General features: G+C 60.8%; 13 protein-coding genes and 1 pseudogene. 6 read left to right on the forward strand and 8 right to left on the reverse strand.

All coding sequences use genetic code 11. From position 1 onward, the window contains the following. The first annotated feature begins 56 nt into the window (after positions 1-56). The 5 genes from HJB91_RS00730 (at position 57) to HJB91_RS00750 (ending at position 7,538) form a co-directional block, all read left to right on the forward strand. The gene (locus HJB91_RS00730; RefSeq protein ID WP_210632566.1) at positions 57-2,144 is read left to right on the forward strand and encodes an ABC transporter substrate-binding protein; all 2,088 of its coding nucleotides are present in this window, start codon (positions 57-59) and stop codon (positions 2,142-2,144) included. A gap of 177 nt (positions 2,145-2,321) precedes the next feature. Beyond that, a complete protein-coding gene (locus HJB91_RS00735) occupies positions 2,322-3,329 on the forward strand; it encodes an ABC transporter permease (protein WP_168296502.1) in 1,008 nt (335 codons plus the stop codon). Position 3,330: 1 nt separating this feature from the next. Continuing rightward, positions 3,331-4,467 (forward strand): ABC transporter permease, encoded by a 1,137-nt coding sequence (locus HJB91_RS00740; RefSeq protein ID WP_221144899.1) that lies wholly within the window; start codon positions 3,331-3,333, stop codon positions 4,465-4,467. 10 nt (positions 4,468-4,477) lie between these two features. Further along, positions 4,478-6,145 carry an ABC transporter ATP-binding protein gene (locus HJB91_RS00745; RefSeq protein WP_221144901.1) on the forward strand — a complete coding sequence of 556 codons (1,668 nt, stop codon included), beginning with the start codon at positions 4,478-4,480 and terminating at the stop codon, positions 6,143-6,145. Between the two features lie 22 nt (positions 6,146-6,167). Next, positions 6,168-7,538 carry an alpha-glucosidase/alpha-galactosidase gene (locus tag HJB91_RS00750; protein ID WP_221153293.1) on the forward strand — a complete coding sequence of 457 codons (1,371 nt, stop codon included), beginning with the start codon at positions 6,168-6,170 and terminating at the stop codon, positions 7,536-7,538. 595 nt (positions 7,539-8,133) lie between these two features. Here HJB91_RS00750 and HJB91_RS00755 read toward each other — a convergent pair. The 4 genes from HJB91_RS00755 to HJB91_RS00765 form a co-directional block, all read right to left on the reverse strand. Next, positions 8,134-9,072, reverse strand: coding sequence for a carbonic anhydrase (locus HJB91_RS00755; RefSeq protein ID WP_259669807.1), 939 nt, complete (start codon positions 9,070-9,072; stop codon positions 8,134-8,136). A gap of 131 nt (positions 9,073-9,203) precedes the next feature. Further along, complete coding sequence (locus HJB91_RS30490) at positions 9,204-9,404, reverse strand: hypothetical protein (RefSeq protein WP_405047654.1); 201 nt, start codon at positions 9,402-9,404, stop codon at positions 9,204-9,206. A gap of 23 nt (positions 9,405-9,427) precedes the next feature. Then, positions 9,428-10,222: a DUF2092 domain-containing protein gene (locus tag HJB91_RS00760; protein ID WP_210632571.1), complete on the reverse strand. Its 795-nt coding sequence runs from the start codon at positions 10,220-10,222 to the stop codon at positions 9,428-9,430. Positions 10,223-10,427: 205 nt separating this feature from the next. After that, entirely contained in the window at positions 10,428-12,089 is a 1,662-nt protein-coding gene (locus HJB91_RS00765) for a SulP family inorganic anion transporter (protein ID WP_210632649.1), read from the reverse strand. Positions 12,090-12,839: 750 nt separating this feature from the next. Between HJB91_RS00765 and HJB91_RS31210 the strand changes: the two are divergent. Next, positions 12,840-13,004 (forward strand): annotated as a pseudogene (locus HJB91_RS31210) (serine hydrolase); the annotation flags it as partial. 197 nt (positions 13,005-13,201) lie between these two features. Here the strand turns inward: HJB91_RS31210 and HJB91_RS00770 are convergent. The 4 genes from HJB91_RS00770 to HJB91_RS00785 form a co-directional block, all read right to left on the reverse strand. Further along, complete coding sequence (locus HJB91_RS00770; protein ID WP_210632572.1) at positions 13,202-13,558, reverse strand: RT0821/Lpp0805 family surface protein; 357 nt, start codon at positions 13,556-13,558, stop codon at positions 13,202-13,204. Between the two features lie 159 nt (positions 13,559-13,717). Continuing rightward, positions 13,718-14,731, reverse strand: a complete 1,014-nt coding sequence (locus HJB91_RS00775) for a methyltransferase (protein ID WP_210632573.1) — start codon at positions 14,729-14,731, stop codon at positions 13,718-13,720. Between the two features lie 278 nt (positions 14,732-15,009). Next, positions 15,010-15,756, reverse strand: a complete 747-nt coding sequence (locus HJB91_RS00780; protein ID WP_210632574.1) for a ribonuclease activity regulator RraA — start codon at positions 15,754-15,756, stop codon at positions 15,010-15,012. A gap of 21 nt (positions 15,757-15,777) precedes the next feature. Further along, entirely contained in the window at positions 15,778-16,938 is a 1,161-nt protein-coding gene (locus HJB91_RS00785; RefSeq protein ID WP_210632575.1) for a mandelate racemase/muconate lactonizing enzyme family protein, read from the reverse strand. Positions 16,939-16,951: the final 13 nt, after the last annotated feature.

The raw sequence follows: 16,951 nt of genomic DNA on the forward strand, positions 1-16,951 counted from the left end.
CATCGTGCGAGGAAAAGGAGCCCGCGTGACCGCGCTCCGAAACAGAGGGAGAAACGATGATGAATTTCCGCAAAACAAGCATTCTGGCCGGACTGGCGCTCGGCGTCTCAGTCATGGCGCTGAATGCCTATGCCTCCGAGGCGACCGTCCCGCCGGTGCCGCCGGAGTTCCCGGCCGAAGGCAAGATCAACTATGTCGCGCGCGACTCCATCCTGGAGTTCAAGGCGTTGCCCGAATATCACGAGCCCGACTGGGTCACCAAGAATTTCGTCTCCAGCGGCAAGCTGCCGGCGGTCAAGGACCGGCTGCCGAAGGAGCCGCTGGTCTTCAAGACGGGCAATATGCCCGACGGCATCGGCGTCTACGGCGATACGATGCGCCATGTCATCGGTGGCCGGCCGGAAGGCTGGAATTACGGCGCCGGCCAGACGCAGGGCTGGGGCGGCATCGATATCGGCCTGTCCGAATGCCTGACGCGCACCGCGCCGCTCTTCCAGGTGAAGGCCCAGGATACCGAGCCGCTGCCGAACCTTGCCAAGAGCTGGGACTGGTCGGAGGACGGCCATAAGCTGACCATGCACCTGATCGAAGGCGCCAAGTGGTCCGACGGCGCGCCGTTCAATGCCGACGACATCATGTTCTACTGGGAAGACGAGGTCATCGACCCGAACGTCTCGCCGCTCGGCGGCGGCGCTTCGCCTGAGGCCTTCGGTGTCGGCACGACGCTGAAGAAGATCGACGATTACACGGTCGAATGGACCTTCAAGGAAGCCTTCCCGAAGCAGTACCTCTACACGATGGCTTACCCGAACTTCTGCCCGGGTCCGTCGCACATCCTCAAACCGCAGCATCCGAAATATTCGAAGAACACCTACGACCAGTTCAAGAACGCCTTTCCGCCGGAGTTCATGAACATGCCTGTGATGGGCGCCTGGGTGCCGGTGGAATATCGCCCTGACGATATCATCGTCCTGCGCCGCAATCCCTATTACTGGAAGGTCGACGAAAAGGGCAACCAGCTGCCCTATCTCAACGAGCTGCACTACAAGCTCTCGACATGGGCCGACCGTGACGTTCAGGCGGTGGCCGGATCCGCGGATTTCTCCAACCTCGAGCAGCCGGAAAACTTCGTCGCCTCGCTGAAGCGCGCTGCGGAAAAGACCGCGCCCGCCCGCCTTGCCTTTGGCCCGCGCCTGATCGGCTATAACCTGCGGATGAACTTCTCCGCCAATGGCTGGGGCAACCCGGACGAGCGCGGCCAGGCGATCCGCGAGCTCAACCGCAACGAGGACTTCCGCAAGGCCGTTACCATGGCGTTGGATCGCAAGGCGATCGGTGACTCGCTGGTCAAGGGGCCGTTCACGGCGATCTATCCGGGCGGACTTTCCTCCGGCACCAGCTTCTACGATCGCAACTCCACCGTCTATTATCCCTTCGATCTCAAGGGCGCCAAGGCGGAACTCGCCAAAGCCGGCCTCAAGGACACTGACGGCAACGGCATCGTGAACTTCCCGGCCGGCACGGCGGGCGGCAAGGATGTCGAGATCGTCATGCTGATCAACAATCAGTACACGACCGACAAGAGTCTTGCCGAAGGTGTCGTCGGCCAGATGGAGAAGCTCGGCCTGAAGATCGTCATCAATGCGCTCGACGGCGCCAAGCGTGACGATGCCCATTATGCCGGCCGCTTCGACTGGCTGATCCAGCGCAACACGACGGAGCTGTCGTCGGTGGTGCAGAATACCGAGCAGCTTGCTCCTGTCGGTCCGCGCACCAGCTGGCATCACCGCGCCGGCAAGGATGACCAGCTCGATCTGATGCCGTTCGAAACGCAGCTTGTCGACGTCGTCAACAAGTTCAGGACGAGCCAGGACAATGACGAGCGCGTCGATCTGATGAAGCAGTATCAGAAGATCTCGACGGAGCACGTCAATACGGTCGGCCTGACGGAATATCCGGGCGCGCTGATCGTCAACAAGCGCTTCTCCAACGTGCCCCAGGGAACGCCGATTATGATGTTCAACTGGGCCGAAGATTCGGTGATCCGCGAACGCCTGTGGGTGGCTGCCGACAAGCAGGGCAAATATGAGCTGTTCCCCGAGCAGCTGCCCGGCAAGCCCGGCGACAAGGGCCCGATCAACTGAGGCCCATGGCCCGGAGATGAAGAGCTGAAGCGCGTCGCACCTGACGCGATGCGCTAGAGGGTTCCCTCCCAGCTGAAGTGAGTTCCGGGCCGCGCGTGCCGCGCGCGGCCTGATATGACCAACGAGCCGGCCGCGCTGACAAGGAGCGACCGGCGGCAGAGAGAAGCGAACCGTTAGATGTTACGATTCCTGCTCGTGCGCATAGCCTCCGCGATCCCCGTTCTCTTGATCCTGAGCGTGGTGACTTTCGCGATCATCCAGGCACCGCCCGGCGATTACGCCGATTATATAAGATCCCAGCTGATCAACCAGGGCGGCGCATCCTATGCCCAGGCCGAAGCGCAGGCGCAGGCCTACCGCATCGAGCACGGCCTCGACAAGCCGATGGTCGTCCAATACGTCAACTGGATCGGCGGCATCGTAACGCGCGGCGATTTCGGCTACAGCATGTTCTACAACAAGCCGGTTGCCGACGTCGTCGGCGAGCGCCTGCCGCGGACCTTGCTGTTGGCGCTCGTCTGCCACATTTTCGCTTCGGTGCTCGGCATCGGCTTCGGCATCTGGGCGGCAACGCGGCAATATAGCTGGATCGACAGCACGCTTTCGGCAGTCTCCTTCCTCGGCATGACGGTGCCGCGCTTCCTGATGGCGCTGATCATCGTCTATCTCCTGGTCTTCCAGTTCAACGTAACGGAGATCGGCAGCTTCTTCTCGCCGCAATATGGCGGAGCGCCCTGGTCCTGGGCGAAATTCGTCGACCTCGTCAGCCATGTCTGGCCTGTTGTGGCGATCGCCACCTTCGGCGGGCTCGCCTATAACATGCGCGTCATGCGCGGTAATCTGCTCGATACGCTGAATGCGCAGTATGTCGAGACGGCAAAGGCGAAGGGCCTGTCCGGTGGCGCGGTGGTGATGCGCCATGCGGTGCCGAACGCGCTGCATCCGCTGGTGATGTATCAGGGTGTCGTGCTGCCCTACATGCTGACCGGCGAGATCGAAACCGCGATCATCTTCGCGCTGCCGACCGTCGGCCCGGCGATCGTCGGCTCGATGGCGATCGGCGACGTCTATGTCACCGCCACCTTCATGATGGTTCTGTCGGCGACGCTGATCGTCGGCAATATCATCGCCGACATGCTGCTCGCCTTGCTCGATCCGCGCGTACGCCAGTTCGGAGGAGCCTGAAATGCTTGCTTTCGATTCGTCCGACACGCCTCCGACAACCGAACCGGCAGTCAAGAAGCCTTCGCATGGCAGTGAAAGCTATCTGGCACTCGTCTGGCGCCGGTTGCGGCGCTCCTGGACCGGCGTTGCCGGGCTGGTGCTCGTCGGGCTCTTGATTCTGATGGCGGTCTTTGCCGATTTCTTCGCACCGATGGACCCGAAGGCGACCGACGTCGGCTTCGCGCCGCCGCAGGTGATGAGCTTCCACGACAAGGACGGAAATTTTGTCTTCCAGCCGCGTGTCTATGCGCTGTCGGATTCCGAGGAACTCGATCCCGTTACCTTTCAGCCGATCGTCGGTATGGACTACGACAATCCGCGGTTGCTCGGCTTCTTCGTTAAGGGTGCGGAATATAAGTTGCTCGGCCTGATCCCGGCCGACCGGCACTTCTTCGGCTCGGTTGACGGCCAGCCGGTTCATTTCCTCGGCACCGACAAGTTTGGCCGCGACGTGCTGTCGCGCGCCATCATCGGCTCGCGCATCTCGCTGATGATCGCGCTGACAGTGGTCTTCATCGTCACGCTGATCGGCACGACGGTCGGCATGGTTTCCGGCTATTTCGGCGGCACCTTCGATGTCTGGCTGCAGCGCTTCGTCGAGCTGGTGCTCGCCTTCCCGCAGCTGCCGCTCTATCTCGCATTGACCTCGCTGATCCCGGTGACGGCGCCGACCAATGTCTTCCTCGCCTTCGTCATCGTCGTGATGTCGGCGCTCGGCTGGGCGCAGATGTCGCGCGAGGTGCGCGGCAAGACCCTGGCACTTGCCCGCATCGATTATGTCCGGGCGGCGATGGCGGTCGGCGCCACCGATCGGCGCATCATCATCCAGCATATCCTGCCGAACGTGCTGAGCCACGTCATCGTCGCGGTGACGCTGCACATACCGAGTGTCGTGCTCTTGGAATCCTTCCTCGGTTTCCTCGGCTTTGCCGTCAAGCCGCCGCTGATTTCCTGGGGGCTGATGCTGCAGGATACGGCGACCTATTCGGTCATCGGCTCCTATCCCTGGATTCTTTCTCCCGTCGGCTTCGTGCTCGTCACCGTCTTCGCCTTCAATGCGCTCGGCGACGGACTGCGCGACGCGGTCGATCCATATTGAGGTGATTGATATGGCTCTTGCACTGGTCAATTCCTTCGCCCCGCCCGTCCGCCACGATCATGACGGCCGCTCGGACACGCCGATCATCGACGCCCGCAACGTGGCGGTGAATTTCAAGGTCGAGGACGGCATGGTCGAGGCTGTCAAGGACGTCTCCTTCCAGCTCTATCGCGGCGAGACCATCGCGATCGTCGGCGAATCCGGCTCCGGCAAGTCGGTGACGGCGCGCACGGTGATGGGTCTCCTGTCGAAGCGCGCCGTCGTCTCCGCCAAATCGACGGTCTCCTATGACGGCAGTAACATCCTGAAATTCTCAGAGCGGGCGCGCCGCAAGCTGCGCGGCGACCGCATCTCGATGATCTTCCAGGAGCCGATGAGTTCGCTGAACCCGATCTATACGATCGGCAGCCAGATCGTCGAGGCGATCCGCGTCCATCGCCGGATCAGCAAGCGGGATGCGGAAAAGCGCGCCCTCGAGCTGCTCGAACATGTGCAAATTCCCGACCCGGCCGCCCGCCTCAGGCAATATCCGCATCAGCTTTCCGGCGGCCAGCGCCAGCGCGTGATGATCGCCATGGCGCTCGCCAACGATCCCGACGTGTTGATCGCCGACGAGCCGACGACGGCGCTCGACGTCACCGTCCAGGCGCAGATCCTCAATCTGATCCGCAACCTGCAGAAAGAGCTGGGAATGGCGGTCATCCTCATCACCCATGATCTGACGGTGGTGCGGCAGTTCTCCGATTACGTCTATGTGATGCAGCATGGCGAGGTCCGCGAACACAACGTCACCGAGGCGCTCTTTGCCAATCCTCAGCACCCTTACACCCGACATCTGCTCGCCTCCGAGCCGCGTGGACAAGCCAATCCGCTGCCGGAGGGCTCCGACATCATCCTCGACGCCAAGGGCGTGCGTGTCGGCTTCATGCTGCGCCACGGCACCTTCCTGAAACCCGAGATGCGTGAGCTCGTCGCCGTCGATAGCCTCAGCCTGACGCTCCGTCGTCACGAGACGCTCGGCCTCGTCGGCGAATCAGGCTCCGGCAAGACCACCTTCGGCCAGGCGATCCTGCGGCTGAACACGCCGCAGGCCGGCGAGATCCATTTCGACCGTCAGCCGATCCACGGCCTTTCCAGGGCCGAGATGCGGCCGCTGCGGGCCCGCATGCAGGTGGTGTTCCAGGACCCGTTCTCCTCGCTCAATCCGCGCATGACGATTGGCCAGATCATCGAGGAAGGGCTCGTCGTCAACCGGCTGGGCGCTACGAGGGCCGAACGGCAGGACCGGGTGCGCGAGGCGCTTGTTGCCGCCGGCATGCCCGGCAATATCCTGTCGCGTTTCCCGCATGAATTTTCCGGCGGCCAGCGCCAGCGCATCGCCATCGCACGCGCCATCGCGCTGGAGCCGGAATTCATCCTGCTCGACGAGCCGACATCCGCACTCGACCTGTCCGTCCAGGCGCAGATCATCGAACTGCTGCGCAAGCTGCAGGACGAGCGCGGCTTGAGTTACCTCTTCATCTCCCATGATCTCAAGGTCGTCCGGGCGCTCTGCCATCGCGTCATCGTCATGCAGCATGGCAAGATCATGGAAGAGGGGCCCGTCGACGAAGTGCTCACCAATCCCAAGACCGCCTACACCGAACGGCTCGTCAAGGCCGCTTTCGAGGTAGCATGATTATCGAATGCCGGAGGCTATAATGGCAGGAAATCCCAAAATCACCTTCATCGGAGCAGGCTCCACCGTCTTCATGAAGAACATCATCGGCGACGTTTTGCAGCGTCCCGCACTCTCGGGTGCGACGATCGCGCTGATGGATCTCAACCCGCAGCGGCTTGAGGAAAGCGCCATCGTCGTCAACAAGCTGATCTCGACGCTCGGCGTCAAGGCCAAGGCCGAGACCTACTCCGACCAGCGCAAGGCGCTTTCAGGCGCCGATTTCGTCGTCGTCGCCTTCCAGATCGGCGGCTATGAGCCCTGCACCGTCACCGATTTCGAGGTGCCGAAGAAATACGGGCTGCGCCAGACGATCGCCGACACGCTCGGCGTCGGCGGCATCATGCGGGGCTTGCGCACCGTGCCGCATCTCTGGAAGGTCTGCGAGGACATGCTCGCCGTCTGCCCCGAGGCGATCATGCTGCAATATGTCAACCCGATGGCGATCAACACCTGGGCGATCTCGGAGAAATATCCGACCATCCGCCAGGTCGGCCTCTGCCATTCGGTGCAGGGCACGGCGATGGAGCTGGCGCACGATCTCGACATTCCCTACGAGGAAATCCGCTACCGCGCCGCCGGCATCAACCACATGGCCTTCTATCTCAAATTCGAGCATCGCCAGCCCGACGGCTCCTACCGCAACCTCTATCCCGATCTCTTGCGCGGCTACCGCGAGGGCAGGGCGCCGAAGCCCGGCTGGAATCCGCGCTGCCCCAACAAGGTGCGCTACGAGATGCTGACCAGGCTCGGCTATTTCGTCACCGAAAGCTCGGAGCATTTCGCCGAATACACGCCCTATTTCATCAAGGAAGGCCGTGAGGACCTGATCGAGAAATTCGGCATTCCGCTCGATGAATATCCGAAGCGCTGCATCGAGCAGATCGAGCGCTGGAAGGGCCAGGCCGAGGCCTATCGCTCGGCCGACAAGATCGAGGTGACGCCGTCGAAGGAATATGCCTCCTCGATCATCAATTCGGTCTGGACCGGCGAACCCTCGGTCATTTACGGCAATCTGCGCAACAATGGCTGCATCACCTCGCTGCCGGAAAATTGCGCCGCCGAAGTGCCCTGCCTCGTCGACGCCTCCGGCATCCAGCCGACCTTCATCGGCGAGCTGCCGCCGCAACTGACGGCGCTGATGCGCACCAATATCAACGTGCAGGAACTGACGGTGCAGGCGCTGATGACCGAAAATCGCGAGCACATCTACCACGCCGCGATGATGGACCCGCATACGGCGGCCGAACTCGACCTCGACCAGATCTGGTCGCTGGTCGACGACCTGCTCGCCGCCCACGGCGACTGGCTCCCCGAATGGGCCCGCACATCGGGTAAAGTCAAGGCTGCCTGACCTCCTCTCCCTGGTCAGGCGTCAAAGAGCCCCGCGGTAGTGCAACAACCGCGGGGTTTTTGCGTTAGATGAGGCTTTGCGATCAGGGGGAACTCGAACTCTTTGCATCCCACGGACCGGCGCAGTGTGACGAATTTGGCTGCGGGCATGCGTGGGAGGATAGGTATGAGGCTACTGTGAAAGTCGCACCACGTTTATGAACCTGAAGATCGGTATTTGTCTGTGGCCATAACCTGAAGGCCGCAGGTTCAAATCCTGCCCCGCAACCAACTTCCCTAATCTTACCCAGACCAGTTATCGCTGGCGGAGAAGCTCCGCTTTCCCTGGCAATGGTAACTCGTCGTTCGCAAAGCTCACCATAACCTGAAGGGTGAGCAACGCGAACGGTTCAAATCATCAGCCGCGTCGCTGCGACCTGCGGGCACCGCTCGTGAAGGGTAAAGCTCCAGGGGCGAGGCGCCTGCCCCGCCAATCCCGATTTTAGACTAGTATGCGTCTGCCCGTCCACTAAATTGGCGACGGCTATGAAGAGAGAGAGACCTGAAGAGCAGATCCTTCTCAAGTGCCTACATCGGAACCCGCCGAACATCGTGTTTCACTTCGTCGCCTCCCTGCCGATAATGTCGATTTCATCCTGAGCGAGGAGTAAAGCTCGTACTCTCGGGCATGACGCCACCAGATCACACAACACGACATATTCATTCGCGTCGAAGGGGGCAGACGAAAGCCCAAACCAGTTTGGATCAACCCTGCGTGGTGACCATACGAGCCGTTCCTCCAGAAGGTAGACGCCATATACGACGTCTACCGTCTCGTTGCCAGTTAGCCCGAGGTTCGTCCGAATACTGTAGGCCGTCAGAGCGGCGTTCAAAACGATCGCAACTTCGATCAGCGCGCTTCGATAACCCGGTTGGCGTATAACCTCAATTCCGTGCACCCGCTCAAGCCACGTCGCTGCAAGCTGGACGGTGACCAGTGTGCGGTCCATGATGCACCGCAAGTCCTTCATTGGCACTATGTTCATGTATTTCGCCGGCTGCAGATAGACATCGACTGCGGTAGAAACGGCGCCGCACCGGCTGTGGCCGAGAACCACGATAGTCCTTAGACTCTCTCCGAGATGACTGGTCGCATAGCTCAGGCTTCCCATTACGTCGTCGCCGATGCCGTTGCCGGCGGTCCTGACGACGAACAAATCGTTCGGTCCCTCGGAAAAGATCAACTCGACCGGAACACGCGCGTCGGCGCAACCAACAATAGCCGCGAACGGCTGCTGAACTGGTGCGGCGCTACGCCCCGGAAAGAGGCCGACATCATGTGGGTCGATATCGATACTCAACGTTGTGCCATTGGATGAGCCGAACTGGGCGAGGAGTTCGGCAAAAGCCCGATTTCCAGCCTCCAGCCGCAGACGGGCAGCCTCTGAATCCGGCGGCAGGGGCCGGTGTGCCGCATCAAACGCGAACCGATAGATCACTTCTGCCAGCAATGCAGAGTTTTCACGCGAATGGTCTTCGGTGGAGTCCATTGCCATGTCGACAATTCTCCTGCGCAGGGATCCGGCCACTTGGGGACCCAGGAGTGGATCGATACTGTTACTGCCTGAATGTCGAAACGGCTGTCGTCGTCGGCGAGACCAAACAGGCGGCTGCCGCCCGTCGCTGGCTAACAGTTGTAGACACCGGCTGCGCATCGCCGTGCGCTCCTGCGAGCAACGCCGGCGACGCTGACTGGTGTCAGCGGTCTCCCGACTCTAGCCTCTGCGCTAGGCACCAGGCTAAATCCGATTACGGGACCATCGCGAAATTCGATGCTTGACGCGCCAGCAACGACTGCCAGCAATGTGATAGCGATCCATCTGAGCATGCCCAATCCCCTTTTCCTTCCGCTCATTTCTTGGAGAATATTTCCGGCAGTTCGTCAGCGTCCGGAAGGTCTTTCAAGTCCCGCTTTTTGGCGCCATCGGGCGCCTTGAAGTTGAAGTCGCCGGCCGCCGCGTCTGCTCCAGCCTTCCATGACCTGACGTCAATCGTATATTGCGGGAAGCCTTTTACCTTGGTGCTGGTAACAACATAGCGACAGGGGTAGGGGTTTTGGCCTTGGGCGATCCAGATCTGCCAATCAACCCCCTCCTTGGTGCGAAACGCCAGATGGTCGCATTCCTCCCCTCGTATTACGCCACTGCCGAGATCCTTCACGTCAACCACCTCGGACATGAGTGCGTCGTACGGGTGTGATATCAGCATGTCTCCGGCCGGCAGTGGTCGATTGAATTTGTCCCGCAAGGTGTCGATGAGGTTGTCAGTCGTTCCAGGCACTTCGGCCTGTGCGTAAAGGTTGGCGTCTTTCCCGAGGAACGACAATGTCTTCCCATCAAAAACGATCTCGACGTTGGCAAAGCCGCCTTGGCGTGTGACGTGCAACTTGTCGGGCCGATTGATCTTTACCGCTCCGGAGCTTGCTAGTGCGAGCTTCTGTTGCTGCTTGGTAACGACCTCCAGATTCGTGTCGTACTCAAATGATATCGTTTCTTGCGCAGCCATGTAGTCCGACATCGCCTTTAAGAGGCTCTTCGCCTCCTTCTCGTCCGCATGGACGGAAGTCGCGCACGTCACCGTCGCCATAACCACTACGGCGGCAAGCCGTCCGGCATTCTGGAAGAGGCTATCCGATTGAGATCGCATGGGTGATTCCTCCATTACCCTTGTAAGAAACCGCGCGCGGCTCAAGCAAACGCGCGGGAATTGATTGTCCTATAGTGCGCGCGGTAGGCCTTCCTTGGAGGGCCACACGCGGCTCACGCGTGAAAACCTGCACCTTGCAGAGATTTGGACTTCTCAAGCACAGCGGTCATGGGGCAGCTCTGCAGACGCGCGGCTGACTCCGGTTCTAGGTGCTACCAGGACGTTCCAAATAGCGTTGCAGAGCGGCATGCATGCTAAAAAAGAGGCGTTCGCGGCCGAGTTCGTCGGCGAAACCGGAGGCTCGAAGATAATCAAGCACATCCGGATTCAATCCTGCCAGCCAAACCGTTATCCCTTGGTCGGAAACGCGGCGTTCGCTCTCGATCATTGTCTGCAGCGCGGAATACTCGATGTCAAAGACCCCGCTCATATCGAGTGCGAGTACTTTCGGTTTATACTCTGCGACGAACGCCTGAATTTGATCCGCAACCTGTTGAACGTTTGCGAAAAAGAGCCGGCCCTCCGGGCGAAGTATCAATAGGCCGTTAAAAGTTTCGTCGTCGGGATGCTCCGAAGACAGCGGCCGGAGCACGTCGGTGTCGCGCTTGCGACCAAGGACGTAAACTTTCGGTTTTGCCGATTGGCTGGCCAGACCGATCAGCGAGAGGACGATGGCAACGACGATACCCTGGAGGGTGCCGAAAACCAGAACGCCGAGAAAGGCCGCCAGCGCCCAGCGAAACTCCATCCGGCGGACCTTGCGGATGGATGCAAACTCTGCCGGGGAAATGAGTCCGACCGAATAGATGATCACAATCGCGGCGAGGACGCCCTGCGGCAGCAAACCAAGCAGGGGAGCAAGGAACAGCATGGTGGCCGCCGAAGTCGCAGCGGTGACCAGGGAGGCTGTCTGGGATTGCCCGCCCACGGCGCGAACCACGGCCGTCTGCGAAGTGCCACCGCCTGCGGGCATTGAGCCGAAGAACGCGCCAGCCAGGTTCGCGGCGCCGGTCGCGACAAGCTCGCGATTGGGCTTGATCGGCGGCTCGGCCGGCTTGGCGAAGGCCCGACCCGCGGCAATCGTTTCGGTAAAGCTCATGAGAGCGATGCCGAGTGCTCCGGGCAGGAGTTGCTCGACCAGACCGGCACTGGGAGGCGTGAGTGACGGCAGTGATCGTGGGATGAAACCGACTGTCGCTATGCCCAATGCATTCAGGCCGACGACCCAGGAAATCAAGATGCCCGCACCGACAATCACGAGGGGGGCGGGAGAATGAGGCCAACGCCGTTCCATCAGTCCCAAGGCGATGAGCGCCGCGCCTGCGATCGTCAGCGTTAGCAGCGACGTTTCCGGCACATAGCGCACCAAGCTTACGACGTCGCGGAAAAAGCCGGCCTTTTCAATGTGTATCCCGAGCAGTTTCGGGATTTGATCGACCACGATCACGAGCCCGATGCCCGCCTTGAAACCGGTTAGCACGGGAGATGATATGAAATTCGCGACGAATCCGAGGCGAAGTACGGAGGCTGCAATGAGGAGGGCGCCGGTCAGTGCCGTGAGGGTTGCGAGGGCAGTGATCAGCTTAGCGGGATCGCCATCCGGAACGGCGATGCCAAGCTCGGTCCCCGCCAAGATGGCAAGAGTCGTCGTTGAACTGACACTCAACACGCGTGACGTGCCGAGTAATGCGTAGACAATCATTGGCACGAATGCCGTATAGAGGCCGACGCTTACTGGCACGCCGGCAACCGTGGCATAAGCCATCGCTTTGGGCAGAACAATTGCAGCGGCCGTCAGGCCAGCCACGATGTCGAGTCGAAGGAACGCTACGGGCGAGGCATCGCCTTTGTCTCCGCCGATTGTCATGTTCGTTTCGGGGGTCACGACTGCTGCTCCATTCGACAATTTGTCTCTCGCCTTGCATTTTGACAACTGTCGCCGCTTCGTCCCAGCGAAGACCTGAGGCAACGCTTCAGCAAAGGCGGTCCCAGCCATCTTCGATCCACTCAATACAACCGAATAAACGATCCTCCGCACCGTGCCCGAGAGGGGGTCGTCGGCCGTAGCACCAAGCCGAGGTTCTCCGACCGACATGTCACTGTCCACTCTAAGTCGCGGCTCAATATTTTATGTCCCTCGCGTCCTGTCGACCGGTTTGCTTGGTCTGGCGCTTGTCTTGTCGGCAGGCGGCGTTGCTCTTCTCGTCGGCGGCGCGACATGCTTGTTTTGTACTGCGCGCGCCCTGCCGCGTCTCTTGCTTGACGTCTCGTCCGGCGCGCCGCTGTTGTGCCTGCTCTGTGGACCACGATAGATCCGGCAGCGTTGCGAGGAACATTGAGGCTAGCAAAGTGACAAACAGAGGCCTTGATCCGACCACTGCCTTACCTCCCTCGAATGCCGATCAACCGATGGAGATCGAACCAGACTATTATGCATCAACCAGCGGCGTGGAGGGCGTATATTACGGTATCGAACACCAGACGAGTCGGAATAGCTCGTCAGATGTGGACCGGCGGCGGGCTGACCGTGCCGAGCATATAAGGGTGAGTTGCCCTCGAAATCGGAAAGCAACTCAAATTAGCAGCGACGCTTTGGCTGCGACGGGGTCGCGACAACAAGGTTTCGGCCTGGCGGCAAGGTAAGGTCGATACTTTTTGCGGCGGAGGCGGGCTAGTTGGAACCATCGACGACTATTGGCGGTTCGCCGAAATGCTACGTGCTGGAGGTGAGCTCGACGGCGAACGCATCCTTAGTCCCCGCACTTTGAAATTCGGGCGTTGCTTGATGTCAAAAAAGCGCTCCGTCCTGACCGCCCCACTACAAAGCGGGTTGTTCAGATCCCCTGAGATGCTCGCGAGATTTGGGTCGGAAGCGATGGAGATTTCTATCTGGGCGCCGTTTCGCGATGCCACCTGTGTGGTGTGAACGCCGCCCCCGGGAAAAGGACCGTCTTTGGCAAAACGCCGCCCGTGGTTACGCTAGTGGGTCGTTGCTGCTAACTTCCAAGAATTCCCAGAAGGACAAACGACGCCATCGAAGCGCGCAGTACCCTCTAGGGACTGGCGACTTGTTACGAAACCACGGCATCCATCAACCCTGTCGTGGGTGTCGATCTGTTCGATAACTCCGGCGCTCCCGGTCGACGGATTTGCCCACGCGAGAGCTTTCGTTCCGACAGTTCCGCGGCCGACCACCTCTGCAATTACAGCTTGATCGCTGACTGGGGCGGCGCCGGGTGAAACGGAGGGCGCGGCAGACACTTCGAGAGGTTCGGTGCGTGAGCAGGCGGCGAGAAAGGCCATGCACGTGCACGCGATGACGACAATTCGTTTCATGCAGAGAATGATGGATATGAAGAAGACTATTTCAACCCACCGCGCATCAACTTTGGGGGAGGGCAGCGCCGCCTTCCCTGGTCCGGGTCAGGGCAAAGGCGATCGACATCGTGCCATTGATCGATCTTGCTGAACAACGGCCGAGGTCGCCGCTTCCGCTCAGCCGGGCTTGAATCCGATCACCATCGAGTCCGGCCCCAGCAACGGCTCGACGCGCGTGGACACGAAACCGGCGTCGCGCATCCAGGCTTGGCAGTCGGCGCCGGTGTAGTCGAACCCTCCGCGGGTCTCGATCAGCATGTTCAAGCTCATCAGCAGGCCGAAGGCGTTGCTTCGGCGCTCATCGTCGATGACGGCGTCGTAGACGATCAGGGCCCCGCCGTTCGGCAGCGCGGCGAAGGCTTTTTCCAGCAGCATCCTCTTCTCGGCAAGATCCCAGTCGTGGAGGATATGCCCCATTACGATCACATCCGCATTCGGCATCGGGCTGTCGAAGAAATTGCCCTGTTGGAAGCGGATGCGGTCGGCAAGGCCGTGCCGGGCGACGAACTCGTCAAATATCGGCTGCACGGCGGGCAGGTCGAAGCCGAGACCCTGGAGATGCGGATGAGCTCGGGCGATCACCACCGGCACCATGCCTTGCGCCGCGCCCACATCGGCGAAGGTCGTGTATTTCGACCAGTCGAACTTGGCGGCGATCGCCTGCGCCGCACCGGCGCTGATCCCGCTCATCGCCTCGAGGAACCCGCGCAGTCGTGCCGGCTCCGCATATATCGCCGCGAAGAAGTCCTCGCTGTGCTTGGCTTCGTTCTGCGGTTCTCCCGTGTGCAGGGCTTCGGTAAGCGAACCCCAGAAACCGTATAGCCGTGCATTGGCCATTTCGAGGATGCCGCCGATATAGGATGGCTTGGCCTTGTCGAGGAAGAGATCCGTATCAGTGGCATTGCGATAGCGGCCGTCCTCGCGTTCGAGCAGCTTCAGGGCCACCAGGGTGTCGAGGAAGTCGCGGGCTGAGCGGGGATGCAGTTTCAGCCTGGCCTGCAGCTCGGGCAGGTCGGCCGAGCCGGCCGCGAGCTCGGTGAAGACGCCGAGCTCGACCGCGCTGAGCATGGCTTTGGAGGCCCAGAACCCCATGCCAAGCCGCATGATGTTGTCTGGCGTGGTTGCGCCCATCGCTCGTCTCCTCGTAGATCGTGTCGTCGAACGGCACCCGGGATTGGTGCGGTAACCGAAGTGGTCCGACGGCGCTGTGAAGCAGAACGTTCCGTCTCGTCGAGGCACCCCGCAAGAAAAATAGAGCGTTTTAAGTTGGGGCACAATTAATCAAGAATCACTAGCCAAGAGCCCGCGGCTGAGCGGTGATTCCGACACCTGACGTTCACTGCGAAGTAGGCTCGCAGATCGCCGGCAACGCCTCACAAAGTTCGCCGCCCTCTGGAGCAATGCATTGTCTAGATTGTTCCCAGGCGGTGTGTTTTGCGCCATTCTTCGTATTCTGTCCGGGCATCGTCATGCAGCGGATAGTAGCGCTGCAACGAGCCGCCCTCCATAAGTTTCGCTCGCGAGAACTCCTCCCAATCGTGATGCATTTGCGATTCTTCGATTACCTTCGGGGCCATTGCGACTGGAAGCACCACCACCCCGTCATCGTCGGCGACGATGATGTCTCCGGGGATCACGGTGACACCGCCGCAGGCAATCGGAACGTTGACGGCGTTGGGATAGATGCCAGTCTGCACATGATAGTTGGGCGTCCAGCCGCGCAGCCACAAAGGGAGATCGAGCTTCTCGACATTGGGCCGATCGCGCATGCACCCATCGATCACGATGCCGGCGCCGCCTCTGCCTTTGAAATAGGTCGACATCATATCGCCAAAGACGCCCGAGCTCATGTCACCGCGCGCGTCGACCACGACCACATCGCCCTCCTGCACGTGATAAAGCACATGGCGGTGCAACTGCGTCTCCGGATCTGCATATTCTCCCTCGGTGAAAAGGTCGGGCCGCTGCGGCAGGAATTGAAGCGTCAGCGCCGGGCCGACGATGGACTTCCCGCGGCTCTGCGATACCGGGCCGACCATATGCGGATTGCGGAAGCCCATATGGCCGAGCGTACCGGCAATGGTCGCGGCGCCGATCTCCTTCAGTGCGTCGATCATGTCTCTGGGCGGTCGCGGAATATCGGGCGTATGCGTCATCTTAGGCTCCGGTGGATGAAACTACCAGTTTGTAACAGAACCGTCGCGGCGCTTGAGGTGAGGCGCTTCCCAGAAACGAAAGCTCTCCGCCTTGATCGCTTCTTCGTTGACCTCGACCCCGAGCCCCGGCAGATCGCTGACCGGATAGTCCGGGCCGTCGAGCCGTGGTTGCACGGGAAAGAAATCGGAATTGTCGAAGCCGAGCTTCGCTTCGGGCGCCCTGGTCTCGAGCCATGCGAAATTCGGCACCGCGGCGGCGAGATGGATGGTCGCGGCCGTGCAGACTGGGCCGAGGGGATTGTGCGGCATCAGGTCCACATAGTGCGCCTCGCTCCAGCCCGCGACCTTCATCGCTTCGGTGAGCCCGCCCACATTGCAGATGTCGAGCCGGTTGAACTGATGGATGCCACGCTCGATATAGGGCAGGAATTGCCACTTGCTGGCAAATTCCTCGCCGATGGCGAAGGGGATGTCGGTCATGGTGCGCAGGGATTCGTAGGCCTCTGGTGTCTCGTCTCGTATTGGCTCCTCGAGGAAATCAAGCACGCCACGGTCGAGCTTGTTACAGAAGCTCGCCGCCTCGGCCACCGACAGCCGATGATGATAATCGATGCCGAGGACGACGTCGTCGCCCAGCGCCTCGCGCGCCTTGTTCAGCATCGCTGCGGTAACGCCGATCGACTCCCGCGGCTCAAAGATGTCCTTGCTGTTTTGCCCGATGGGGAAGAAGCGGATCGCCTGCCACCCTTGTGCGCGGAGTTCGCGGGCTCGTTCGATGGCAACCTCGCCCTCGGCCTCGTCGCCGGTCGAGGCGAAGGTCGGAATGCGGTCGCGCTGCTTGCCGCCCAGCAGTTCGTAGGCTGGAACCCCCAGCGCCTTGCCCTTGATGTCGTGAAGGGCGATGTCGATCGCGGAAATCGCCGCCTGCAGAACGCGCCCGCCTTCGAAATATTGGCTGCGATAAATTTCCTGCCAAATCCGACCAGTCTGCATCGCGTCACGGCCCATGAGAAATTCGCGATAGTGTTCGATCGCACCGGCGACGGCCTTTTCGCGACCGCTCAAGCCGCTCTCGCCCCAGCCGAAGATGCCGCTGTCGGTCTCGACCTTGACCAGCATCTGGTTGCGCGTTCCTACCCATACTGGGTAGGGCTTGATCGCCGTGATTTTAAGCTTCGTCATCCACGCCCTCGTT

This window comes from Rhizobium sp. NLR10b, from assembly GCF_019685435.1.
Taxonomy (GTDB): domain Bacteria; phylum Pseudomonadota; class Alphaproteobacteria; order Rhizobiales; family Rhizobiaceae; genus Rhizobium.